Here is a 22648-nt window from a genome sequence, read left to right on the forward strand (position 1 = left end):
ATCGATCAGTGAACAATTTGAAAGTCACCAACGCCGCCGAGGTCGAGGACGTCGTGCGCGCGGCGATTGCCAGCGAGCAGCCGCTCGACATCATTGGCCACGGGTCGAAGCGGCAGATCGGCCAGCTCACGACGACGAATGCCGTGCTGGATCTGTCCGCCCTCAACGCGGTGATCTCCTACGAGCCGAACGAGTTGATCATCACGGTCCAGGCCGGTGCGCCGCTGGCCGACCTGCTGTCGCTGATCGATTCGAAGAGCCAGCAATTCGCTTTCGAGCCGATGGACACCGGTCCGCTGCTCGGACTGCCTGGCAGGGGCACGATCGGCGGCATGATCGCGGTCGGGCTTGCCGGACCACGCCGCATCCGGGCTGGCGGGGTCCGCGATCACCTGCTCGGGGCCCACGCGGTCTCCGGCTTTGGCGAGAGCTTCAAGACCGGCGGCAAGGTGGTGAAGAACGTCACCGGTTATGACCTCTGCAAGCTGCTGGCGGGCTCCTGGGGCACGCTCGCGGTCATGACCGAGGTGACGCTGAAGGTGATGCCGCGCCCGGAATCCGAGCGCAGTCTGGTGCTGCGCGGGCTGGATGACCTCAAGGCCAACCGGGCCATGACGGCCGCGCTGGGCTCGCCCTTCGACGTCTCCGGCGCCGCCCATCTGCCGGCCTCCTCGCTCCGGCCCGATGTCGATGGGCTTAGTGACATCGGCTCGCCGCGCGAGGCCGTCACCGTGATCAGGCTGGAGGGCATCACCGCCTCGGTCACGCATCGCGCCGCGTCGCTGGCCAAGCAGCTGTCGCCCTTCGGGCCGGTCGACATCATCGCGGATGACGCCTCCGCCAGGTTCTGGAGCGCCGCCCGGGACGTGCTGCCGTTCGCGGCCAACGGTCCGCTCGGGGCCTGGCCGGTGTGGCGGATCGTCTGCCCGCCCGTATCGGGCGCTGCGATCGGACAGGCGCTGACGCGGCCAACCGGCGGGGAGGTGATCTATGACTGGGGTGGCGGGTTGATCTGGGCGGCGCTTCCGCCGCAGCCCGACGCATCGGCGGGCCTGGTCCGTCAGCAGGTGGAGGCGGCCGGCGGTCACGCCACCTTGCTGCGCGCCTGGGACGAGATGCGCCACGCGGTCGACGTGTTTCATCCGCAGCCGGCCGGCGTTGCTGCCCTGGAAGAGCGGGTGCGGGTGTCCTTCGATCCGAAGTCCATTTTCAACCGCGGCCGGATGCGTCGGAGCGTTGCGTCATGAAAACCGAATTCACTTTGGCCCAGCTTGCCGACCCCGATATCGCGGTCGCCGACAAGATCCTGCGCGCCTGCGTGCATTGCGGCTTCTGCACCGCGACCTGTCCGACCTATGTGCTGCTGGGCGATGAGCTCGACAGTCCCCGCGGCCGCATCTATCTGATCAAGCAGATGCTGGAGAAGGACCAGGCGCCGACCGCCGATGTGGTCAAGCATATCGACCGCTGCCTGTCGTGCCTCTCCTGCATGACGACCTGTCCGTCGGGCGTCCACTACATGCATTTGGTCGATCAGGCGCGTGTGCGAATCGAAAAGACCTATCGGCGATCGCTGACTGACCGGCTGCTGCGCAGCGTGCTCGCTTATGTGCTGCCGCGGCCGCGCGAGTTTCGGCTCGCCATGAGCCTGGCGCGGCTCGGCCGGCCGTTCAAGGCGCTGCTGCCCGCGTCCTCGCAGACCCGAGGGCCGGCGCCGAGCCTGTTGCGGCGGCTCAGGGCGATGCTCGATCTCGCCCCCGCGGCGGCCCTGCCGCCGCCCGGGCCGTCCGGCGGTACCGTATTTCCGGCGCAGGGAGCGCGTCGTGGCCGCGTGGCGCTGCTGCAGGGGTGTGCCCAGCAGGCGCTCGCCCCACGCATCAACCAGGCCGCGATCAACGTGCTGACCCGGCACGGCATCGAGGTCGTGCTGGTGAAGGACGAGCAATGCTGCGGTGCGCTGACCCATCACATGGGCCAGGATGCCGATGCGCTGGCGCGGGCGCGCGGCAATGTCGGCGTGTGGAGCGCCGAGGCGAGCGCACGCGGCCTCGATGCGATCCTGGTCACCACGTCAGGCTGTGGAACGGTGATCAAGGACTACGGCCACATGCTGCGCGAGGACCCGCAATATGCGGCTTCGGCCGCGGCTGTTTCGGCCTTGGCGAAGGACATCAGCGAATATCTCGCAGGCCTCGATCTGCAGACCGGAAAGGCGCCGCACGGCGACATCGTCGTTGCTTATCACTCCGCTTGCTCGCTGCAACATGGGCAGAAAATCACGAGCATTCCGAAAGAATTGCTTTCCAACTCGGGATTCGTGGTGAAAGATATACCGGAGAGTCATTTGTGTTGCGGTTCGGCGGGGACCTACAACATTCTCCAGCCTGACATCGCGATGAAGCTGCGCGATCGCAAGGTCGCCAATATCGCGACCGTCAAGCCGAATGTGATCGCGGCGGGCAATATCGGCTGCATGATGCAGATTGCCAGCGGCACGACTGTCCCCGTCGTCCACACCGTTGAACTTCTCGACTGGGCGACGGGCGGTCCGCGACCAGGATTGAATTGAAGGATGGGCGCGTGCGGACAGCCGGCCCGTCTCGCCGGATGATGTGATCAATCGGCGGCAACTGGAGGGTTTCTGATGGCGAAGGACAAGAAGGCCAAGAAGGACAAAAAAGAAAAGAAGGACAAGAAGAAGCTGATGGCGCAGGCCGAGGCGGCCAAGAAGGCGACGAAGAAGTCTGCCAAGAAGGCTGTGAAGAAGACCGCAAAGAAAGCTGCCAAGAAGGCGGTGAAGGCTCCCGCCAAGAAGGCGAAGAAGGCGGTGAAGGGCGCGGCGAAGAAGGCCGCCAAGAGCGCGGCCAAGGCTCCCGCCAAGAAGGCCAAGAAATCGGCGGCGACCAAATCGGTGTCCAAGGCGCCTGCTGCGCCGAAGAAGGCCGCCAAGAAGCGCGCGCCGAAGAAGGCTCCGCTGGTTGAAACCCCCGAAGTGAACGAGGCCGAAGCGGCGTCCGAGACCAACTGGGCGATGCCGAGCCCAGCGTCCGAGGAGCATGAGACCGGGGAGGGGACCGCGTCGGAGAGCTGATCTCTTCGGCCCGTTCTGACGACCGACCAGACCACATGACGAGGCCGCAGCGGTGACGCTGCGGCCTCGTTGTTTGTTGCCGATCGCGATCGGCTCCTCGTCACTGCGCTCGTCGAATCGTCGTCCGCAATTCTACGGCCGCGCGAATCCGTGACGGAGCCGCCTGTCTCTCACCCCAATTCAGTTGGGACGACGCTGACAGATGCGCATTCATCCTGTGCTCGGGGCAGGTTCGGGATACCGCGTGACACGAAGATTTGTTGTTCAAATGCAACAGGCGCGGACAACCTGCCGTAGAATTGTCAAATCGCCCAAAAAGGCGGCAGATGCCGCGCTTTTTTGCTTCACCTGCGGCGGGACCCTGGCACAAATTGCGTCCGATAGACGCAGCCGGCCTTGTTTGCGCCCTGGGGGGCCGAATGTCGGGCTGATGTTCGAAATTTGGGTGATGGGGATCTTCATGAAGAAGTTGGCTTTGTTGGCAACGGCGCTGGCAATGATGTCCGGATCGGCTTCGGCCGCTGATATGGCGGTGAAGGCCCTGAAGGCGCCACCCGCCCCGGCGTTCGATCCCTGGGACATCGCCTTCGGCGCAGCGATCATGAACGACTACGTGTTCCGCGGCATCACCCAGTCGAACCACAAGCCGTCGGTGGCCGCCTATTTCGAGCCCCGCTTCAACGTCAACAAGGATCTGCAGTTCTACATCGGCGTTGCCGGCGAGAGCATCTCGTTCCCGAACCGCGCTGCTGCCGAGATCGACGTCTACGGCGGTATCCGCCCGACCTTCGGCGCCTTTGCCTTCGACATCGGCGTCTGGGGCTATCTGTATCCGGGCGGCACCTGCCAATTCGGCGGCACCGGCTTCGACGCCTCTGGTCGCTTCCAGGGCGCAGAGTGCGCCGCGAACGCGCTCGCCAACGGCAACACGATGAAGAAGGACGTCAGCTTCTTCGAAGTGTACGGCAAGATGAACTACACGGTGAACGACAATTGGACGTTCGGCGTCACCGAGTTCTACACCCCGAGCTTCCTGAACTCCGGCGCCTGGGGCAACTACGCTTCGGTGACCGGCAAGTATACCGCCCCGAGCACCGTGTTCGGTTCGAGCGGCGTCGGCATGTACGTCTCCGGCGAGTTCGGCCGTCAGTGGTTCGGTACCACCGACAGCTTCTACGGTACGGCTGCGTTCCCGAACGGCATCAAATATGCCGATTACAACACCTGGAATATCGGCGTCGGCTTCACCTACAAGGTCTTCACGCTGGATCTGCGCTACTCCGACACCGACCTGTCGAAGGGCAATTGCAACGCCTTCACGGGTGACTTCACTGCCGGCGGCACCACCAGCGTCACGCCGATCAATCCGACTGGCCTGGGCTCGAAGTGGTGCGGTGCGACTGGCATTGCCAAGCTCTCGGTCGACCTGACGGCGATGACCAACCTGAAGTAAGCATCGTCAGGCGGAACAATTTTTCAAGCAAGGGCGGCAGAGCAATCTGCCGCCCTTTTGCTTGCCCGGTGGTCCGGCTGTTCCTGGCGATCGGCATCGCGGGCTTGGTCGGTACGGAGCTGGTCCGACTCTTATTCGCTCGATAGAAGCCCTGGAGCGCGCTGGTCGTCTGAGATGCGCAGGCCGTGGCGAACTACCCGACCGCGACGACGGTGATTGGGTGAGGCCGAATAATGATCCAGGGCAGGGCGCACGCGCCATGGGAGAAGGACTGAACGGCCGGGCTGGATGAAACAGGCGCGGACCATGCGCGCCTGTTTGGGGGCAGTCTCGTGATCCGGGGACGGCGTCGGCGCGGCTACTCCGCGCCACCCGTCGGGGCGTCCGCCGCTGCCGCCGGCGTGGTTGGCCGCAGCGTGAACCGGTCGCCCTCCCGAATCAGTTCGACCTTGCGGTCATGGAAGTCGTGCAGGGTGGAGCGGTGGCCGATCGAGACGACCGTGGTCTGCGGCAGGCGCTCGGCGATCACGCGATAGAGTCGCGCTTCGCTCGGCTCGTCCAGCGAGGCTGTGGCTTCGTCCAGGAACAGGTATTGCGGGCCATGCAGCAGGGCGCGGGCCATCCCGAGGCGCTGCTGCTCGCCGAGCGACAGCATGCGATTCCAATGCGCGTCCTCGTCCAGCCGGTCCGCCAGCTGCGGCAACCCGACCGCAGCGACCGCATCCTTGACCTGCTCGACACTGAAACGGTCCGGAGCAGCCGGGTAGACGATCGCGGCCTGCAACGTGCCGATCGGGAAATACGGGCGCTGCGGCAGCATCATGAGCTTGGCATGCGCAGGTACGCTGATGGCGCCGCTGCCGAACGGCCAGACGCCGGCGATGGCGCGGAACAAGGTCGACTTGCCGGCGCCGGATGGCCCGGTCAGCAGCGTGCGCTCGCTGCTCTTGATGCTGAACCCGTCGGCCGCGATCAGCGGCAGGCCGTTCGGGAGCTTCAACAGCAGCTGGGCGAGCTCGATGCTGTCGCCGGCATGGTCCACCACGCCGACTGTCTGCGGCTCGCTGGAGAGCGTGGCAGCGCTCTCGATCGACATCTCGAAGCCATCAAGTCGAGCCACGATCGCGCGCCAGTCCGCCAGGGTGCGATAGGCGCTGACGAAGAACGACAGCGCCTTCTGCACGCTCCCGAAGGCCGACGAGGTCTGCAGCATGCCACCTAGCTGGATCTTGCCGGCAAAATAGGCGGGGGCGGTCAGGATAAAGGGGAAGATCACGGCGGCTTGCGAGTAGCTGGCCGTGAAGGCGGTCAGCCGCTTGGTCCGGCTCATGATGCTGTACCAGTTGTCGATGACGCTGCCGAAGCGATCCATCAGGCGCCCGCGCTCGGCATGCTCGCCCCGCAGCAGCGCGATCTGCTCGGAATTTTCGCGAACGCGCACCAGATTGAAGCGGAAATCGGCTTCGAAGCGCTGCTGTTGGAACGACAGGTTCACCAGGGGCGAGCCGATCCAATGCGTCAGTGCCGTGCCGAAGATGGCGTAGATCAGCGCCGCCCACACCAGATAGCCCGGAATGGCGAATTCCTGGCCGCCGATGGTCAGCGGAGCGGCCTCGGAAAGCCCCCACAGGATCACGACGAACGAGGCCAGTGTGACGATCGAGCTCAGCAGGCCGATCGTGATGCTCAGCGTCTTTTCGACGAACATCTGCACGTCATCGGCGATGCGCTGATCCGGGTTGTCGGCTGCGTCGCCCTTAAGCTGCATGCGGTAATGGTTGGCCCGGTCGAGCCATTGGCTGAGATAGACCCGCGTCATCCATTGGCGCCACCGGATCTGAAGCCATTGATTGAGATAGAGCTGGTAGACGGAGAGTGCGACGCTGACGCTTGCCAGGACGATGAAGACGCCAAGCTCCCAGGTGAAGGTGCTCCAATTGCGGTCCTGAAGCGCATTGTAGAACCGATTATACCACTGGTTCACGAGCACATCGATGGCGACCAGCGAAAGCTCGATGGCGATCACGGCGGCGAGCAGGGAGCGGCCGGCGACCTTGTCCTCGGAGCGGAAGTAGGGAATGGCGATCCGCCACACGATGGCGAGGGTCGAGCGCAGATTGTTCACAGAGAGTCTGCTCCTGAGAAAATGGCTTAACGGACTGGACAAGAACGAGATTTTCGCAGTCTCGGCAGGCTGTCTAGACTAAAGTCGTAACTCCGCCGCTGCCCACTGGCTTGTCGGTCGCGTGCGGCAAACCGTAGCATGCTGCATACAAGAGGCACCGCCGCTGCTGCCAGATTTCGCGAGAATTTGAGCAGAGTGGGGCGTTGTCGGATTTGTGATCTCGTTTTTGCGGCTTTCTTGCCCGGCGCGACGGGCGAGCAGACCTGGTCCGTCCCGCCGGATCTGGTCCAACAACAAGAATGTGGGGGGAGAAGTCACGATGTGGAATCAAATCTACGACCCGTTGGGGAGCCCGGCGCTGTCGACGCTGGCGGCGGCCGTGCCGGTGGTGACGCTGCTGGTGCTGATCGCCAGCGGCAAGGTGAAGGCGCATATCGCGGCGATCATCGCCGTGATCCTGACCAACCTGATCACGATCTTCGTCTTCACGATGCCGGCCAACATGTCGCTGCGCGCGACGTTCCTCGGCGTCGTGACCGGCTTCTTCCCGATCGGCTGGATCGTGCTGAACGTCATCTTCCTCTACCAGGTCACGGTCTCGACCGGCCGCTTCGAGCTCTTGAAGCGGGCGATCGGCGGCGTCACCGAGGACCGCCGTCTGCAACTCCTGCTAGTCGCCTTCTCGTTCGGCGCGTTCTTTGAGGGCGCGTCGGGCTTCGGCACCCCGGTGGCGATCACCGGCGCCGTGCTGATCGGACTCGGCTTCTCGCCGCTGGCGGCCTCCGGCCTGTCGCTGATCGCCAACACGGCGCCGGTGGCCTATGGCGCGCTGGGCACGCCGATCCAGGGCCTCGCCTCGGTGACCGGTCTCGACCCCTACATTCTCGGCGCCATGGTCGGCCGTCAGCTGCCGGTGTTCTCGCTGATCGTGCCGTTCTGGGTGATCTGGGCGTTCGCGGGCTGGAAGGGCATGAAGGACGTCTGGCCGGCGATTCTCGTCACCGCCATCTCCTTCGCTGTGCCGCAGTTCCTGATTTCGAACTACGTCAATCCGTGGATCGTCGACATCGGCGCTTCGCTGATCTCGATGGGCGCGCTGATCCTGTTCCTGAAGGTCTGGCAGCCGCGCCAGCTCTGGCTGTCGCCGGCGCTGCGTGGCCGTGACGAATCGGCCGCCACGATGGCGGCGCAGAAGCCGCTCGACCGCACGCCGCTGACGCAAGCCGAACTGTGGGGCGCGCTGCTGCCCTGGATCATCGTCTGCGTGATCATGCTGATCTGGGGCAATGGCGCCTTCAAGAGCTGGGCGAATTCGATCTTCACCTGGAGTTATCCGGTCCCGGAGCTCGATAAGCTGATCAACAAGATGCCGCCGGTGGCGGCGAAGCCGACGCCTGAAGGCGCCGTCTTCTCGTTCACCTATCTGACCTTCACCGGCACCGGCATGCTGATCGCTGCGATCATCTCCGGCTTCCTGATGGGGGTCGGGCCGGGCAGACTGATCGCCGAATATGGCCGCACCATCCGGCTCTGCGCGATCTCGCTGATCACGATCTCGGCCATGCTGGCGATCGGCACGCTGACCCGGCTGTCCGGTGTGGACGCGACGCTCGGCCTCGCTTTTGCGGCGACCGGCGTGCTCTACCCGTTCTTCGGCACCCTGCTCGGCTGGTTGGGCGTGGCGCTGACGGGATCGGACACCGCCTCCAACGTGCTGTTCGGCAATCTGCAGAAGATCACCTCGGAGCAACTCGGCCTGTCGCCGGTGCTGATGGCGGCCGCCAACTCGTCCGGCGGCGTCATGGGCAAGATGATCGATGCGCAATCGATCGTGGTCGCCTCGACCGCCACCAATTGGTACGGCCATGAGAGCTCGATCCTGCGCTACGTCTTCCTGCACTCGATCGTGCTGGCCTGCTTGGTCGGCCTGTTCGTGACCTTGCAAGCCTATGTCTATCCGTTCACCGCGATGGTGCTGAAGTAGCGCCGGCACGTTGCTAAAAAGATCCCCGCGTCGCCCAGGCGGCGCGGGGATTGCTATGTTTGGGTCACATTTGTGCGGGAGCCGTGCGCGTCAATGCGAATCGTGACCGCTGGTGGCCGATCGCGTGTCTGGAGTTCGAGGGGGCATGGTGAGATCTGGACTTTTCGTAGCCGGCTCGGCCGCGGTTCTGTTGCTGGCGTCGATTGTGGCCCGTCCTGCCGCGGCGGATGAGGGCTTTCCGTTCGGGATGGAAATGACACTCGACGCGCTGCCCCAGCCGGGCTCGAAGCGGGTGCCGGATCTCGACATCGGCGACAATGGCGAGACGGTGCTGGAGCTCTGGTGCAAGGGCGGGAAAGGTCAGTTCTCGGTTGCGGGCAACAGCATCATCTTCATTGCCGGCAAGATCGAGGATCGCAACTGCCCCGCCGCACGGGCCCAGGCCGATGACGAACTGATCGCGGCCCTCGGCGCGGCGACGAATTGGAAGCGTCAGGGCGACCTGATCACCTTCATCGGGCCGAAGACCCTGCGCTTCAGGTTGAACACCAATTGAGCCGAGACGACCGTTTCCAAAGACCACGTCACATCAATCGGCGTGCAGGCCTCGCTGTCACCCTGCCCCTCCAGGGGAGGGTGAGACCGACATCGCGGCGCCTGCCGTCATGGCTCGCGCGCTACTTCCAGACCGAGTTGTCCGCATCCCAGCGCTTGGCCTTCAGGGCCTTCGCGAGTTCCTCGATGGCGCCGCCATCGTCGCGGGTGTCGCTTTCCTCGTCGCCGGAGGATTCGTCGGACAGGACCAGCTTGCCGCCCGCGGCCTCATCGATGGTGGTCGTGGTCGGGCTGCTGATCCACAGCATCAGCGCGTCCGTGCCACCCGGCTTGTCGGCGGAGACCAGGCCGCTGACCTCGATGACATCGGTGAGCTCGAGCGCGGGCATCAGCTGGCTCGGCCGCTTCAGAGTGAGTTTCAGTTTTCCGGTCACCGGGTTCCAGGCCGCGCTGGTCGGCTTCGCCGCGTAAGTCTTGGCCAGCACGTCCGAGATCGCGGCCGCCAATTTGTCCTTGTTGATCTTGTCGCCGTCACGCCAGTCGGCCGCGGCAAAGCGGATGGCCCGGTCCATCTCGACCATGCCAGCGGTCCAGCCAGCGGTCACGACGCCGTTCATGGCGCGCGCCTTGGCGATCAGGGCTCCGGCCCGCTCCGGATCGACGGTCATGCTGATGGTCTGTTCGCCTGCCCGCAAGGCGTCGCAGGTGACGTTCAGGCTCGACAGCGAGACCTCGACATCCTGGCCCTTCAGGCTTTTCAGGAAATCGACCACGGCGTCGAGCTTGAGGCGGACCGAGACCGCTTCAGGCGAGACGTCGGTGAAATCCTTCGGCTGCGCGCTGATGCCGTCGTCGCTCGACTGGCTCTCCTGGAACTCTTTCTCGCTGATGTCCGAATTGTCGGTCGACGCCACCTCGGTGACGGTCTTGCCGATCGTGATCTGGCCCCGGAACTCGAACGTGTCGCCGTTCGGCTTGCGTGTCAGCTTGACCGAGACCGGCTCCTTGGCGCCGTTGCTCTGGGTGGTGCCGGTCAGCGACTGGCCGTTGACCGCGAGATTGACCACGAAGCGGTCCTTGCGGTCCGAATTTTTCGCGATCGGATAACAGACGTCGAGGGTCGCCCCGGTGACGGTCTTGCCCTGCCGCGATTCCTTCAGGATGACATCTGCGTTGCCATCCATCAGGCCGTCGAGCGCCGTGAAGTAGCGTGTCTCGTTGGCCGGGGCCGCCTTGCTCCCGCTCTTGGCCTGGGCCCAACCGAGTTCCGGCGCAGCCGCTGCAATCACGGCAAGCGCAACCAAAATCGCGCGCATCTGAAAATCCTTGTGGGAGCAGAATCGGCGCTAGCTGTAGCGCCGATTTGCGATCGCTGCACCCCCGTCCGGACACTCCGCGAAAAAGAAGGCCGCCCGGAGGCGGCCTTCCTGAACGATCATGCTGGGTCAGGACGGGCTCAGAAGCCCATGCCGCCCATGCCACCCATGCCGCCGCCGGCCGGCATGGCCGGAGCCGCTTCCTTCGGCAGCTCGGCGACCATCGCCTCGGTGGTGACCAGGAGGCCGGCGACCGACGAGGCGTCCTGCAGCGCGGTGCGGACCACCTTGGCCGGGTCGATGATGCCCTTGGCGACCATGTCGACATAGTCCTCGCTCTGGGCGTCGAAGCCGAACGTCTCGGACTTCTCTTCCAGGATCTTGCCGACCACCAGCGAGCCTTCGACGCCGGCGTTCTCGGCGATCTGGCGCACCGGAGCCTCGAGCGCCTTCAGCACGATGTTGATGCCGGCCTGGACGTCCGAGTTCGGGTTGGTGATGCGGCCGACCGCCTTCTTGGCGCGGAGCAGCGCGACGCCGCCGCCGGGAACGATGCCTTCCTGCACAGCCGCGCGGGTGGCGTTGAGGGCGTCCTCGACGCGGTCCTTCTTCTCCTTGACCTCGATCTCGGTCGCGCCGCCGACGCGGATCACCGCGACGCCGCCAGCGAGCTTGGCCAGACGCTCCTGCAGCTTCTCACGGTCGTAGTCCGAGGTGGTCTCCTCGATCTGCGCCTTGATCTGGCCGACGCGCGCCTCGATGTCGGCCTTCTTGCCGGCGCCGTTGACGATCGTGGTGTTCTCCTTGTCGATCACGACCTTCTTGGCGCGGCCGAGCATCTTGATGGTGACGTTCTCGAGCTTCATGCCGAGATCGTCCGAGATCAGCTGGCCGCCGGTCAGGATCGCGATGTCCTCGAGCATGGCCTTGCGGCGGTCACCGAAGCCCGGCGCCTTGACGGCTGCGACCTTGAGGCCGCCGCGCAGGCGGTTGACGACCAGGGTGGCCAGCGCCTCGCCCTCGACGTCCTCGGCGATGATCAGCAGCGGACGGCCCGACTGCACCACGGCTTCGAGCACCGGCAGCATGGCCTGCAGGCCCGACAGCTTCTTCTCGTGCAACAGCACGTAGACGTCGTCGAGCTCGGCGGTCATCTTCTCGGCATTGGTGACGAAGTAGGGCGACAGGTAGCCGCGGTCGAACTTCATGCCTTCGACGATGTCGACCTCGGTCTCGAGCGACTTGTTCTCCTCGACCGTGATCACGCCCTCATTGCCGACCTTCTGCATCGCCTGGGCGATCATCTTGCCGATGGCGGCGTCGCCATTGGCGGAGATGGTGCCGACCTGGGCGACCTCGGCGGAGGAGGCGACCGGCTTGGCGCGCTTCTCGATGTCCTTGATGACCGCGGCAACCGCGGTGTCGATGCCGCGCTTCAGGTCCATCGGGTTCATGCCGGCGGCAACCGCCTTGGCGCCTTCGCGGACGATCGCCTGGGCGAGCACGGTCGCGGTGGTGGTGCCGTCGCCGGCCAGGTCGTTGGTCTTGGAGGCGACCTCGCGCAGCATCTGCGCGCCCATGTTCTCGAACTTGTCCTCCAGCTCGATCTCCTTGGCGACGGTGACGCCGTCCTTGGTGATGCGCGGAGCGCCGAAGCTCTTCTCGATGACGACGTTGCGTCCCTTGGGGCCGAGCGTCACCTTGACGGCGTTGGCGAGAATGTCGACGCCGCGCAGCATGCGGTCGCGCGCGTCGCCAGCGAATTTGACGTCCTTGGCTGCCATGTAAAATCTCTCCTGGAGTGGACCTCGATGGTCAGCGGCGTGATCGCCCGTCTGTCACCGGATCAAGATTGTGAGCACTGTCGCCCCGGGCGGCTCACGGCCGCCCCGGGCGGTCGGGATCAGGCGACGACGCCCATGATGTCGGACTCCTTCATGATCAGGAGTTCCTCGCCGTCCAGCTTGACCTCGGTGCCGGACCACTTGCCGAACAGCACGCGGTCGCCGACCTTGACGTCGATCGGGATCAGCTTGCCGCTCTCGTCACGGCCGCCGGGGCCGACGGCAACGACTTCGCCCTGCGAGGGCTTTTCCTTGGCGCTGTCGGGAATGATGATGCCGCCCTTGGTCTTCTCTTCGGCGTCGATGCGCTTAACCACGACGCGGTCGTGCAGGGGACGAAACTTCGATTTGGCCATGACGGGTCCCTTTTGGGATGCTTCGATAACGGTTGCTGGCGGAGGAAATCTGAATGCGGCCACATTTGGCGCCAACGTGGTGCCAACTGACTCGCGGCTTTAGCAATCGTGCCCTCCGAGTGCTAAAGACCGTCCGGGGAAATATGGCTTGCCGCCGATCCTGTCAAGCAAAGGCGGACGGTTAAGCGCTTCTTGAGGCTGTTAGGGGATGTTGTCCTAGCCAAGACATGTTAGTGGAGCGGCGTCGTCATCCGACGTCGTTGCTCTTGCGTGCGTTTTGCGCTTGGTTGCCAGACGGGGCGGCCATGATCTTGTTCCTAAGGGGATGCCATGACGAGTCCACGGTGCGTGCGGCCGGTTGCCAATCTCGCGATCGCGTCGGCGCTCACGATGTTTCTGGGAGCGTGCGCAGGTGGCTTCAACCTGTCGCCGTCGACCCCCGCGGCGCCGCCGGAGATGGCGGTGGAGCCCGAGCGGCCCGCGACGATCCGTCCTGACGAGATCGTGGGCAAATGGGGCCTGGCCTCGTATCAGAATCCGAACGATCGGGCGCGCACTGAAAAGATGGCGCTGGCTCAATGCAAGCAGCCCTACACGATCGGTCCCGGCACGGCCGGCGGCGTCGTGATGCACCTGGCCGACCAGGCGACCCCCCAGGAGTTGCGGCTGAAGGGCTCTGCCAGCGGCAAGAATTATATCGGTCCCGAAGGTCCCCCCGGCGGCGAGCAGGACCGCGAGGTCATTTCCTTCGATGGCCGGGTCCTGGTCACCCGGTTCGTCGACAAGGATGCCGGAACGCGTTACGGCAACATGGTCTATGTGCGCTGCGGACCGCGGGCCTGACAATCCGTTCCCATCGTGCCGTTCCCATCGTGACTGATGAACGAAAAACGCCGGCGCGAACGCCGGCGTTTTTTGTGAGGCGCACCTGCCGGAGCCTTCGCTCCAGGCGCGGCCGCAAGCTTAGTTGAACATCGCGTCGATATCGTCCTGCGAGGCGTGGCCGACATCGCCTTCCGCCTTCGGGCCGTTCAGCAGCCTGGCGTCGCCCTCGCGTGTGTCGACGATCGGCGGCACATGCGCCTTGATGGCGTCGACGCCGCCCCAGATGTCCATCATCACCACGATGTGGTGCTCGATGAACTTCATGGTGGTCATGACCTTGTTGATGCGCTGGCCGGTCAGGTCCTGGAAGTTGCAGGCCTCGAAGATGGAGACCACGCGCTCCTGGATCTCTTCGCTCAGGATCTTCTGCTGATCCGCCGAATCCACCTTGCCGAGCGCGCTGGCGGCCTGGTCGATGGCTTCCGCGGCTTCGAGGATCTGCTGGGTCGCCTGTTCGGTGCCGCCGACGACGGCGCCGAGCTCGCCGTTGACCTTGGCCATCTCCTCGCCATTGAAGCTCTTGGCATGGAGGGTCGCGATCTCGCCCTTGGTGCGATTGATCGCATCGTGGATCAGGTCCAGTTCGACCTTCAGCTTCTCGCACTGCTCGATCTGAGCGCGATAGGTCTCGAGCAGCGCGCGCGCTTCGGCGACCTCGCGGGCAGCGGATTCTTCGATGGCGGCGTTGGCCGTGTTGCTCCCACCGCTGCGGATGGCATTGGCCATCTGGGCGCGGATGGCGCGGAGTTCGTCCATGATTTCCTTGTGGTTGGGGCCGATCTCGCCACCCACGAAGTCTGGCTCCGGCATATGGCCGACGATTGCTTCTTCGATACGGAAACGCTTGCGAACCGGCATGAGAGTATCCCTGACCTTCTACTGCGCTTAGTTCTACTCGGATGCTATTTAACATCGCGTTCACGGCAGGAACCCGATCCCGCAACGCTCGCGTGCGCTATGCATCAACGATTAACCATGCGTCTCCGCCCTTCACGCAAAATAAACGCTAGCGATCGAATCCGCCCTCATCTGCGTCGATGGTGAATCCAGGCGGCGCTATCGTTTACCAAAGCGATCGGGTTTTGCTCTTTATTGACGATGCGCGGCCGATCTCGGGGTCTTCCGCGCGACGACAGTCTCCAGACGAAACAGTACAGAGTACGTCGATGTTCAAATCATTCTCCACGGCGCTGCTGGCCGGCGCATGCTTTTTCTATGCGGGTCTGGATCGGGCCGCAGCGCAGGGATTTCAGCAGCCGACGGTGATCTATAGCGGCCCGCCGCAGCAGACGGCGCCGGTGCGCACCGCCTATGTCGAACGCTCGCGCATGGGTGGCGGCTTCATCGAATTCCTGTTCGGCGATCCGCAGGGCGGCCGCGGCGCTCAGCCGATGTACCAGCAGCAGCCGTCCTACTACCAGCCGCAATATCCGACGGCGCCCGGCAGGGCACCGCAGGCAGTGCCGGACGAGGAGGCCTATGAGCAGACCCAGCGGCCGCTCGACCCGAAATACGAGAAACAGATCGTTGACTATGATGGCAAAGAACGGCCGGGCACGATCGTCGTCGATACGCCCAACAAGTTCCTTTATCTGGTGCAGGGGGAGGGCAAGGCGCTGCGCTACGGCATCGGCGTCGGCCGCCCGGGCTTCACCTGGTCGGGTGTGAAGACGATCTCGGCGAAGCGGGAATGGCCGGACTGGACCCCGCCGCCTGAGATGCTGGCGCGGCGGCCCGACCTGCCGCGGCACATGGAAGGCGGCCCGGAAAATCCGCTCGGCGCCCGCGCCATGTATCTCGGCTCGTCGCTCTACCGCATCCATGGCTCCAACGAGCCGTGGACCATCGGAACCAACGTATCGTCCGGCTGTATCAGGATGCGCAACGAGGACGTCATCGATCTCTACGGACGCGTGAATGTCGGGACCCGCGTGATCGTGATCTAGACGAGCGTTTCCTTAGAATCCGACGGCCCGTGCTGGTTTGAGCTCTCGTCGTCTGCAATGCTGTCATGCTCGGCGAAGGCGGAGCATCCCGTATGCCGCGGCAGAAGGGATCGAACTGAAACGTCGCGGCGTACTGGATCGTCCGCCTTCGCCTTCGCGGACGAAGACAGCGGGGGTCCATACGTCCATATCAACGGGACCAAGACTTTGGAAACCGTCGTCCAGAAGCATCGATCGTCTAGTGTGACGGTCACCAAGCAAGAGGCCGCCCTCGGGGGCGGCCTTCGTCGTTCAAGTCCTGGCGCAGGACGATGACGCGTCACGCATAGTCGCTGCCGCCATTGTCATCGTTGCCGTAACCGTCGTCGGCGTCGAAATCGGCGTCGTCGCCATTGCCGCTGTCGTCGTAGTTCGCCTGATCGAACAGGCCGGCCCGACCGCCGCCGTCGCCCGAACGGCCGATGTCGTCGACACCGGCGTCGCGCGCCAGCGAGCCACCCGACTGGTCGCTCCACGGGTTGGCGCCACCGCCACGCTCCTCGATGATGGTCGTGTCACCGAATGCCTGGTGCGAACCGCCACCCATCATCGAGCGGATGCCGCCGAGCAGCAGGGAGCCGCCGACCATGCCGGCCGCCGCCGCCGCCGCGGTCCCGAGGAACGAGCCGCCTCCGCCGCCGAACATGCCGCCCCGCGGCTGGCCGAAACCGCCTTGATCATAGGGGCCGGGCTGACCGGGATAGCCGGGCTGTCCCTGATAGCCCGGAGGCATGGCCTGGCCGTTGTTCCAGACCGGGCGGCTCGGGGCCGGCGGCGGAACGTTGGGAACGGAGCCGCGGCTGCTGGCCGAGCCGAAGATGCTGTCGCGCATCGAATCGAGGAAGCCGCCGGACTGAGGCTGCTGCGCCTGTTGGGCGTGCTGCAACTCCTCGATCCGCGCATTGGCGCGTTTCAGAGCCTCGTCCTGGACCAGGACCGTCTGCACCAGCGCATACACGGCGTTTGGAGCCCGCTGCAGCGCCTGGGAGATCGCGGCGGCCGCGTCCGGGTCACGCGGCGCACTCTCCAACTTGGCAAGCCGGTCGAACAGTTCGTCGATGAGTTGGCGTTCTTGCGGTGTCATGTGGTTCTCCTGTCGCTTGCCGGTTCCAGCGAAGCGCGGCCAAGATTTAGGGGGACTTTGTGGTCCGGCCAGCCGGGCCGTGGATTAAATTTCCGTGGGCGATTTTCCCCATGCGACAAAGCGTCATTGGAATAGCGAGGACTTGGGAGTTGCGAAGGACTCGCGACGCCGGCGCCACTTTGCTGCGAAAGGGAACGCTGTTCCGCGCGGTTTTGTTCGTCGCCGGAATGAAGATCTGGTCAGGCCAGCGTCACCCCGCGTCGCTCGAGCAGGTCCGGAAAGTGCTCGCCGGCGAGATAAGCGTGCTCATGCTCCCGTTGCACCGTCAACGGATCGAGCTCGATCAGGACGTCGTCCACGAAGCCAGGATGGCACATGACGAGCCCGTTCTCGGGCAGGGCGGTCAGGAAGCCGTCCATCAAGGCGCCGAAGTCCGACGCTTTGGTGAAGTCGTAGGCGCCCGCAAAAGCGGGGTTGAAGGTGATGTCGACGCGCTTGGCATGCTTGCGGAATTGCGCGCTCAGCGCGTCCAGCAGCAGGGCCTTCGGCGCCGTCAGTCGCGGCATCAGCGGCCCAGGGCGGCCGCCCTGGCGGACCCAGGCCGATGGCGCGGCGTCCTTGACCGCCGCGAGAAAGCCCTCGCGCACCTGCGGATACAGCTGCGCATGCTGGTGACCATCGACGAAATCGGGGGCGCGGCCGAACAGCTCGCTGAAGGCGGCAAGCTGGACCATCACCTCGGCGCGGATCATCTCGGGATCGAGCCGGCGGGTCAGCCCGGCGCGCAGCAGCTTGGGAAAGGGCGGAAACATGCCGCCCTCGGCGGGCCGGAAATGCATCGTCAGCGGCCGGAACGGCGCTGTCAGCGTCACGTGCAGGCCGATGGCGCAGCGCGAACTGTCGGCCGCGACCTTGGTCAGCTCCGTCACCTCGTCGCGACCGATCGCTGCGCCGACCATCATCACCGAGGTCGCGTTGAGACGCCCACGTCCGATCAAGTCGCGGATGGCGCGATTGACCCCTGGACTGATGCCGTAATCATCGGCGCACAGCCAGATGCGCCGGTGCGGCGCCCCGCTCATTCGGCGGCAGTCCTTTCGGCGCCGTCGCTCCGCGAGTCGAGCGCGGCGCGCTTCTCGCTGTGCTCGGCGACGAAGTAGATCGGGCGCGCCTTCAGCTCCGAGAGGATCTTGCCGATATACTCGCCCATGATACCGATCATGATCAGCTGGACGCCGCCGATGGTCATCAGGCCGACCATCAGCGAGGGATAGCCGGGTACGGACTTGCCGGTGGTCAAGGTCTCCCAGAGAATCGACAGACCAAACAGGAAGGCCGCCGAGGCGAGCAGGATTCCCAGCAGGCTGGCGAAGCGCAGCGGCGCCACCGAGAACGAGGTGAGGCCCTCGATCGACAGGCCGAGCAGGCTGGTCACGTTGAACCTCGTGACGCCATGGGCGCGTGCCGCAGGTTCGTAATCGACGCGGATTTGGCGGAAGCCGATCCAGCTCGCCAATCCCTTGAAGAAGCGGTTGCGCTCGGGCAGCTGGCGCAGCGCCGCCACGGCGCGCGGCGACAGCAGGCGGAAGTCGCCGGCGTCCTCCGGGATCTTCTGCCGCGCGCCCCAATTGATCAGCGCATAGAAGCCGTGCACCGCGACCCGCCGTAGGAACGGCTCGTTGTCGCGGTGCGCCTTGGCCGTGTAGACGACGTCATAGCCGTCCTTGATCCAGTGCGTGACGAGCTGCTCGACCAGGGCCGGCGGATGCTGGCCGTCGCCATCCATGAATAGCACGGCGCCGCGGCGGGCATGATCGAGGCCGGCCATCAGCGCCGCCTCCTTGCCGAAATTGCGCGACAGCGACACCACCTGAACGTCGAGCGCGTCGGCCTGCAAGGTGCGCGCGATCGCGAGCGTGTTGTCGCGGCTGCCATCGTCGACATAGACGAGTTCGCAGGCGAGGCCGAAGCGCTGGCGCAGCGTGCGGGCGAGGTTGTTCAGCCGCTCGTGCAGCGCCGTCAGTCCCGCGCCTTCATTGTAGACGGGGATAACGATCGACAGGCCCTGCGACGCGGCATCGGCCGCGGTCGTGGTCAGGTCGGACACGTCAGTTCCCAGCATCGCTCAGAGTCCTCGTTCGCCTACCAACATATGGTAGCAGCCGCCGCCTGTCGCTACGATGAACGGCGATTTATGATCGCAGGAAGGCCTCGAGGCGGGCAAACAGCGGATTCTCGCGGTCGAGCACGTAGTCGAGCGAGGCGACCGATACGGTCTCGGCCCCGTGCGCGCGGAGGAAGCTGCCCAGCGCGTAGATTTGCGCCGGCGGACAATGGAGGGTCAGCATGCCTGACGACGTTGGCCCGCCGAACGGCGCCACGACGCCGAACCGGTTGTGGGCCTCGGTCAGCATTGCTGCGTCGCACCCTTTGAAGCGTGTGCGCACCTCGCGGTACTTGCTGGCACGGGCGCGGGCATGGATGTGGTCGAGAATGATCCGGGCGCTCTCGCGCGGTCCGTCGGACCAGTCGGCATCGCGGGAGGCGACGAGATTGGCCTGGCTGCGCAGGATCACGCCGTCGTCCAGCACCTTCAGCCCGTTGGCGGCCAGCGTCGAGCCGGTGCTGGTGATGTCGACGATCAGCTCGGCCGTGCCGACCGCGGGAGCGCCCTCGGTCGCGCCGGCACTCTCGACGATGCGGTAATCGACGATGCCATGGGCGGCAAAGAAGCTGCGCGTCAGGTTGATGTATTTGGTGGCGACCCGCATGCGGTGATTGTGCCGGGCGCGAAAGCCGGTGGTCACGTCATCGAGATCGGCCATGGTGCGAACGTCGATCCAGGCCTGCGGCACGGCGACGACGACATTGGCGCCGCCGAAGCCCAGCGTATCGATCAGCAGCACGCGTTTGTCGGCGTCCGGAATGCTCTCGCGCACAAGATCCTCGCCGGTCACGCCGAGATGCACGCTGCCGCGCGCCAGTTGCGAGGCGATCTCACTCGCGGACAGATAGGCGATCTCGACATTGTCGAGGCCTGAGATCGTGCCGCGATAGTCGCGCGCGCCGCCCGTCTTCGACAGGGTCAGGCCGGCGCGTCCGAAGAACGCTTCCGCATTTTCCTGCAGGCGCCCTTTGGACGGAACGGCGACGACGAGAGGGCCGCTCATGATGCTCTCCCACGCTGGGTCGTGCGGTGACTGCTAACCTGGGCGAGACCCTCGACCCAGATCGAGAAGCCGACCGCGGGGATCGGTGCCGCCGCGCCGAGCCGGCTCAGCAGCCCGTCATAGCGGCCGCCGGCGACCAGGGGCTCGTCGCCGCCATCCTTGCGGTGCAATTCGAATTCGAAGCCGGTGTAGTAGTCGAGGCCGCGGCCGAACGCCGTGGCGAAGCGCACCTGACCGAGGTCGATGCCGCGCTTGGCCATGAGATCGACGCGCGCCTCCAGCGCGTCGATCGCGCTGGCGATGTCGAGCTTCGCGTCCGCGGCGAGCGCGCGGAGCTGTTTGACGGAGTCTATCGGATTGCCGGCGATCGCCAGGAAGCGCTTGATCGTGTTGAGCGCGTCGCGCGGCAGGGCGCCGCCTTTGAGGGTCGATTGTTCCAGGAAGCGATCGGCGATCTCGGCCACGGTGCGGCCGCCGACGGCGGTGGCGCCGGCGATCGACATCAGGTCGGTGACGAGGGCCAGCGCCGCCTTGCGATCCGAACCGGCGAGCGCGGCGAGGACACCCTCATATTCGTTACGCGTCGCTGCCGATGCGACTGCCAGGCGCTCGAGATCCTGTTCCAGCGTGACCTTGCGGTTGAAGTCCTTGATCAGCCGCCGCCGCCACACCGGATAGAGGTCGAGGGCGTCGATCAAGGCGGTGAACAGCGCGACATCGCCGGTGCGGATCTCGACCTCGGCGAGGCCCGCCGCTGCCGTCGCTTCGATCGCCAGCGCCAGCATTTCCGCGTCCGCGGCGGGGTGATCCTTGCGGCCGAACGACTCGATGCCGGCCTGCAGGAATTCGCCGGGGCGGCCGTTACGGTATCTAAATACGGGTCCGAGATAGCTGAAGCCCGCGGGATGGCCGGCGCGGGCGGAGGCCAGATAGTCCCGCGCCACTGGAATGGTCAGGTCGGGGCGCAGGCAGAGCTCCTCGCCGCTCGCGTCGGTCGTCAGGTAGAGGCTCTTGCGGATGTCTTCCCCGGACAGATCGAGGAACGGTTCGGCTGGCTGCAGAATCGCCGGCTCGGCGCGGTCATAGCCGGCCTGGGCGAACGACTGCAGCAGCGTGTCGGCCCAGGCGGCGGGGCCGGTTGAAGCGGGTCCGGTCATCTCGATCTGGTTCCACTCGGGGTGAGCGCCGCCCGGCGGGCAGCGGCAGCCCCTTAGCATGGCCATTCCGCGGTTTCGACCATGAATGGGCGCGGCGGACGACAATTGGGGACGGGCCTTAACGGCTCTGACTGCGCCAATCGCCCAAAGTGGCCTGGATCAGGGCGAGGGCAGCCACCCCCGCAGTGTCGGCGCGCAGGATGCGCGGCCCGAGCGCGACCCGGAGCACAAGTGGCTGCCGCAGCAGCAATTCCCGCTCCTCGCTGGCAAAGCCGCCTTCGGGACCGATCAGCAGGTCGATGCCGGCGTAATCGCTGCCGCCGCGCAGCGCCTGCAGCGGATCGGCGACGTCAGCCGCCTCGTCGCAGAACACGAGCAGGCGGTCCGGCGGGCGCTGCGCCAAGAAACGCTCGAGCGACACCGGCTCACGCACCTCTGCCAGGCTGAGGATGCCGCATTGCTCGGCCGCCTCGATGACGTTGGCGCGCATGCGCTCGCCGTTGACGCGGGACACCTGGGTGTGCCGGGTGATCACCGGCGCAAGCGACGAGACGCCCATTTCGACCGCCTTCTGGACCATGTAGTCGAGCCGCGCGTGCTTCAGCGGCGCGAAGACATAAGCGAGGTCGGCGAGCCGGTCTTGTGGCCGGGTCCGATGCTCGATCGTCAAGCTGTCGGGCCGCTTGCGGCCGCCGATCAGACCCTGCCATTCGCCGTCGCGGCCGTTGAAGACCAGGACGCGACCGCCGGCGCCAAGGCGGAGCACATTGCCGAGATAGTTGCTCTGGTCGCGGTCCAATTCGACATGGGCGCCGTGCTGCAGGGGCGCATCGACATACAGGCGCGGCGCGTTGAAGTCGTATTCGGGCATGTTGCTTCGACCGTGAAGAAAAGGCGTCCCTACCAGCGCCGAAGCAGGCGGATGACCCGCGCCCGGCCGCATTGGCGATGGCGCCTTTTGGCCGCGCTGTCGACAGATTTTACCGGTTGGATCGGCAGCGACGTGGTGGCCGTCCGGTGTTCGGACGCGATGTCCCGGCGGCGTCCGGGACGCCTTGGCGAGGAGAACAGCCGGTGATCGACAAGAACTGGACCTGGGCGTTCGCCGCCATAATCGCGCTCACGCTCGCCGTGGCCTGTCGCGCCGACGACAAGGCGGTCGCGGGGCAGGCGGGGGCGGCCACCCCGCCGCGGGCCGCCGGCCCCGGCGGGCCGGCCACTGCCGGCTTTCGCCCCCCTGAAAGCTGCTTGAAGGAGTTTACGCCGCTGCGGGACGAGACAGCCCGCCGCGCCAAGCTCATCAAGGCGGCGACCGAGCGTCGCTTCGCGCCTGGCGAGGCCTGCCAGCTGGTCCATGAGTATGAGCTGGCTCAGACGAAGATGATCGATTACGCGGTCGCACATGCCTCGACGTGCGGGATTCCGCCCAAGATCACGGATCAGCTGAAGGCCAATCACGAAAACACCCTGGCCGTGATGCGGAAGGTCTGCACGGCGACGTGATCCGGAGGCGGCTTGTTCCGGCGATGCCGGGATGGGATTGTCGCTGACGACAGGTCGGAGCCGGATTCTGCGTAGAGTTCGCAACTCTGCGGTTCGCTCCGCCCAGGACGAGGAATCTGTGGCCATTCTGAGGCGGAGCT

The 22648-nt window shown here is 65.4% G+C and carries 20 protein-coding genes; 9 read left to right on the plus strand and 11 right to left on the minus strand.

What is annotated here, in order from left to right; all coding sequences use genetic code 11:
* Window positions 1-8 precede the first annotated feature (8 nt).
* The 4 genes from BBTA_RS07710 to BBTA_RS07725 all read left to right on the plus strand — a co-directional run bounded on the left by BBTA_RS07710 (window position 9) and on the right by BBTA_RS07725 (window position 4544).
* Window positions 9-1247 (plus strand): FAD-binding protein, encoded by a 1239-nt coding sequence (locus BBTA_RS07710; protein WP_012041906.1) that lies wholly within the window; start codon window positions 9-11, stop codon window positions 1245-1247.
* Window positions 1244-2569, plus strand: coding sequence for a glycolate oxidase subunit GlcF (gene glcF / locus BBTA_RS07715; RefSeq protein ID WP_012041907.1), 1326 nt, complete (start codon window positions 1244-1246; stop codon window positions 2567-2569). The genes BBTA_RS07710 and glcF overlap by 4 nt, the downstream gene beginning before the upstream one ends.
* A 75-nt stretch (window positions 2570-2644) precedes the next feature.
* Entirely contained in the window at window positions 2645-3091 is a 447-nt protein-coding gene (locus BBTA_RS07720; protein WP_012041908.1) for a hypothetical protein, read from the plus strand.
* A gap of 460 nt (window positions 3092-3551) precedes the next feature.
* Window positions 3552-4544: a TorF family putative porin gene (locus BBTA_RS07725; protein WP_012041909.1), complete on the plus strand. Its 993-nt coding sequence runs from the start codon at window positions 3552-3554 to the stop codon at window positions 4542-4544.
* Window positions 4545-4902: 358 nt separating this feature from the next.
* On the opposite strand, the gene BBTA_RS07730 is transcribed toward BBTA_RS07725, so the two are convergent.
* Window positions 4903-6669, minus strand: coding sequence for an ABC transporter ATP-binding protein/permease (locus tag BBTA_RS07730; protein ID WP_012041910.1), 1767 nt, complete (start codon window positions 6667-6669; stop codon window positions 4903-4905).
* A gap of 319 nt (window positions 6670-6988) precedes the next feature.
* Between BBTA_RS07730 and BBTA_RS07735 the strand changes: the two genes are divergently transcribed.
* Both BBTA_RS07735 and BBTA_RS07740 read left to right on the plus strand, forming a co-directional pair.
* Window positions 6989-8653 carry an L-lactate permease gene (locus tag BBTA_RS07735; protein WP_012041911.1) on the plus strand — a complete coding sequence of 555 codons (1665 nt, stop codon included), beginning with the start codon at window positions 6989-6991 and terminating at the stop codon, window positions 8651-8653.
* Window positions 8654-8798: 145 nt separating this feature from the next.
* Window positions 8799-9209 carry an META domain-containing protein gene (locus BBTA_RS07740; protein ID WP_041750454.1) on the plus strand — a complete coding sequence of 137 codons (411 nt, stop codon included), beginning with the start codon at window positions 8799-8801 and terminating at the stop codon, window positions 9207-9209.
* 121 nt (window positions 9210-9330) lie between these two features.
* Here the strand turns inward: BBTA_RS07740 and BBTA_RS07745 are convergent, their stop codons facing one another.
* The 3 genes from BBTA_RS07745 to groES all read right to left on the minus strand — a co-directional run bounded on the left by BBTA_RS07745 (window position 9331) and on the right by groES (window position 12724).
* Window positions 9331-10524 carry a hypothetical protein gene (locus BBTA_RS07745; RefSeq protein WP_012041913.1) on the minus strand — a complete coding sequence of 398 codons (1194 nt, stop codon included), beginning with the start codon at window positions 10522-10524 and terminating at the stop codon, window positions 9331-9333.
* A 140-nt stretch (window positions 10525-10664) separates the two neighbouring features.
* Complete coding sequence (gene groL, locus BBTA_RS07750; RefSeq protein WP_012041914.1) at window positions 10665-12308, minus strand: chaperonin GroEL; 1644 nt, start codon at window positions 12306-12308, stop codon at window positions 10665-10667.
* Between the two features lie 119 nt (window positions 12309-12427).
* Window positions 12428-12724: a co-chaperone GroES gene (gene groES, locus BBTA_RS07755; protein ID WP_008961387.1), complete on the minus strand. Its 297-nt coding sequence runs from the start codon at window positions 12722-12724 to the stop codon at window positions 12428-12430.
* A 330-nt stretch (window positions 12725-13054) separates the two neighbouring features.
* Between groES and BBTA_RS07760 the strand changes: the two genes are divergently transcribed.
* Entirely contained in the window at window positions 13055-13567 is a 513-nt protein-coding gene (locus tag BBTA_RS07760) for a hypothetical protein (protein ID WP_041750455.1), read from the plus strand.
* Between the two features lie 120 nt (window positions 13568-13687).
* Here BBTA_RS07760 and BBTA_RS07765 read toward each other — a convergent pair whose 3' ends face one another.
* Window positions 13688-14467 (minus strand): protein phosphatase CheZ, encoded by a 780-nt coding sequence (locus BBTA_RS07765; protein ID WP_041750456.1) that lies wholly within the window; start codon window positions 14465-14467, stop codon window positions 13688-13690.
* Window positions 14468-14775: 308 nt separating this feature from the next.
* Here BBTA_RS07765 and BBTA_RS07770 point away from each other — a divergent pair, with 308 nt between their 5' ends.
* Window positions 14776-15555: a L,D-transpeptidase gene (locus BBTA_RS07770; protein ID WP_012041917.1), complete on the plus strand. Its 780-nt coding sequence runs from the start codon at window positions 14776-14778 to the stop codon at window positions 15553-15555.
* Window positions 15556-15874: 319 nt separating this feature from the next.
* Here BBTA_RS07770 and BBTA_RS07775 read toward each other — a convergent pair whose 3' ends face one another.
* The 6 genes from BBTA_RS07775 to BBTA_RS07800 all read right to left on the minus strand — a co-directional run bounded on the left by BBTA_RS07775 (window position 15875) and on the right by BBTA_RS07800 (window position 21876).
* On the minus strand, window positions 15875-16678 hold the full coding sequence (locus BBTA_RS07775) for a DUF2076 domain-containing protein (protein WP_041750457.1): 804 nt from the start codon (window positions 16676-16678) through the stop codon (window positions 15875-15877).
* Window positions 16679-16917: 239 nt separating this feature from the next.
* Window positions 16918-17760, minus strand: a complete 843-nt coding sequence (locus BBTA_RS07780; RefSeq protein WP_012041919.1) for a ChbG/HpnK family deacetylase — start codon at window positions 17758-17760, stop codon at window positions 16918-16920.
* Window positions 17757-18800 carry a glycosyltransferase family 2 protein gene (locus BBTA_RS07785; RefSeq protein ID WP_012041920.1) on the minus strand — a complete coding sequence of 348 codons (1044 nt, stop codon included), beginning with the start codon at window positions 18798-18800 and terminating at the stop codon, window positions 17757-17759. The genes BBTA_RS07780 and BBTA_RS07785 overlap by 4 nt, the downstream gene beginning before the upstream one ends.
* 70 nt (window positions 18801-18870) lie before the next feature.
* Window positions 18871-19848: an ATP phosphoribosyltransferase gene (gene hisG / locus BBTA_RS07790; RefSeq protein ID WP_012041921.1), complete on the minus strand. Its 978-nt coding sequence runs from the start codon at window positions 19846-19848 to the stop codon at window positions 18871-18873.
* Complete coding sequence (locus BBTA_RS07795; RefSeq protein ID WP_012041922.1) at window positions 19845-21005, minus strand: ATP phosphoribosyltransferase regulatory subunit; 1161 nt, start codon at window positions 21003-21005, stop codon at window positions 19845-19847. The genes hisG and BBTA_RS07795 overlap by 4 nt, the downstream gene beginning before the upstream one ends.
* Window positions 21006-21123: 118 nt before the next feature.
* Window positions 21124-21876, minus strand: coding sequence for a 16S rRNA (uracil(1498)-N(3))-methyltransferase (locus BBTA_RS07800; RefSeq protein ID WP_012041923.1), 753 nt, complete (start codon window positions 21874-21876; stop codon window positions 21124-21126).
* A 203-nt stretch (window positions 21877-22079) separates the two neighbouring features.
* Here BBTA_RS07800 and BBTA_RS07805 point away from each other — a divergent pair, with 203 nt between their 5' ends.
* The gene (locus BBTA_RS07805; protein ID WP_041750458.1) at window positions 22080-22508 is read left to right on the plus strand and encodes a hypothetical protein; all 429 of its coding nucleotides are present in this window, start codon (window positions 22080-22082) and stop codon (window positions 22506-22508) included.
* Window positions 22509-22648: the final 140 nt, after the last annotated feature.

The sequence above is a fragment of the Bradyrhizobium sp. BTAi1 genome, assembly GCF_000015165.1.
In the GTDB taxonomy this organism is placed as follows: Bacteria; Pseudomonadota; Alphaproteobacteria; order Rhizobiales; family Xanthobacteraceae; genus Bradyrhizobium; species Bradyrhizobium denitrificans.

Excerpts from the sequence above, each read along its gene's own strand:
- glcF (WP_012041907.1), top strand. The coding sequence starts at position 1,244 with ATGAAAACCGAATTCACTTTGGCCCAGCTTGCCGACCCCGATATCGCG.
- BBTA_RS07720 (WP_012041908.1), top strand. The coding sequence starts at position 2,645 with ATGGCGAAGGACAAGAAGGCCAAGAAGGACAAAAAAGAAAAGAAGGAC.
- BBTA_RS07725 (WP_012041909.1), top strand. The coding sequence starts at position 3,552 with ATGAAGAAGTTGGCTTTGTTGGCAACGGCGCTGGCAATGATGTCCGGA.
- BBTA_RS07735 (WP_012041911.1), top strand. The coding sequence starts at position 6,989 with ATGTGGAATCAAATCTACGACCCGTTGGGGAGCCCGGCGCTGTCGACG.
- BBTA_RS07740 (WP_041750454.1), top strand. The coding sequence starts at position 8,799 with ATGGTGAGATCTGGACTTTTCGTAGCCGGCTCGGCCGCGGTTCTGTTG.
- BBTA_RS07745 (WP_012041913.1), bottom strand. The coding sequence starts at position 10,524 with ATGCGCGCGATTTTGGTTGCGCTTGCCGTGATTGCAGCGGCTGCGCCG.
- groL (WP_012041914.1), bottom strand. The coding sequence starts at position 12,308 with ATGGCAGCCAAGGACGTCAAATTCGCTGGCGACGCGCGCGACCGCATG.
- groES (WP_008961387.1), bottom strand. The coding sequence starts at position 12,724 with ATGGCCAAATCGAAGTTTCGTCCCCTGCACGACCGCGTCGTGGTTAAG.
- BBTA_RS07760 (WP_041750455.1), top strand. The coding sequence starts at position 13,055 with ATGACGAGTCCACGGTGCGTGCGGCCGGTTGCCAATCTCGCGATCGCG.
- BBTA_RS07765 (WP_041750456.1), bottom strand. The coding sequence starts at position 14,467 with ATGCCGGTTCGCAAGCGTTTCCGTATCGAAGAAGCAATCGTCGGCCAT.
- BBTA_RS07770 (WP_012041917.1), top strand. The coding sequence starts at position 14,776 with ATGTTCAAATCATTCTCCACGGCGCTGCTGGCCGGCGCATGCTTTTTC.
- BBTA_RS07775 (WP_041750457.1), bottom strand. The coding sequence starts at position 16,678 with ATGACACCGCAAGAACGCCAACTCATCGACGAACTGTTCGACCGGCTT.
- BBTA_RS07780 (WP_012041919.1), bottom strand. The coding sequence starts at position 17,760 with ATGAGCGGGGCGCCGCACCGGCGCATCTGGCTGTGCGCCGATGATTAC.
- BBTA_RS07785 (WP_012041920.1), bottom strand. The coding sequence starts at position 18,800 with ATGCTGGGAACTGACGTGTCCGACCTGACCACGACCGCGGCCGATGCC.
- hisG (WP_012041921.1), bottom strand. The coding sequence starts at position 19,848 with ATGAGCGGCCCTCTCGTCGTCGCCGTTCCGTCCAAAGGGCGCCTGCAG.
- BBTA_RS07795 (WP_012041922.1), bottom strand. The coding sequence starts at position 21,005 with ATGACCGGACCCGCTTCAACCGGCCCCGCCGCCTGGGCCGACACGCTG.
- BBTA_RS07800 (WP_012041923.1), bottom strand. The coding sequence starts at position 21,876 with ATGCCCGAATACGACTTCAACGCGCCGCGCCTGTATGTCGATGCGCCC.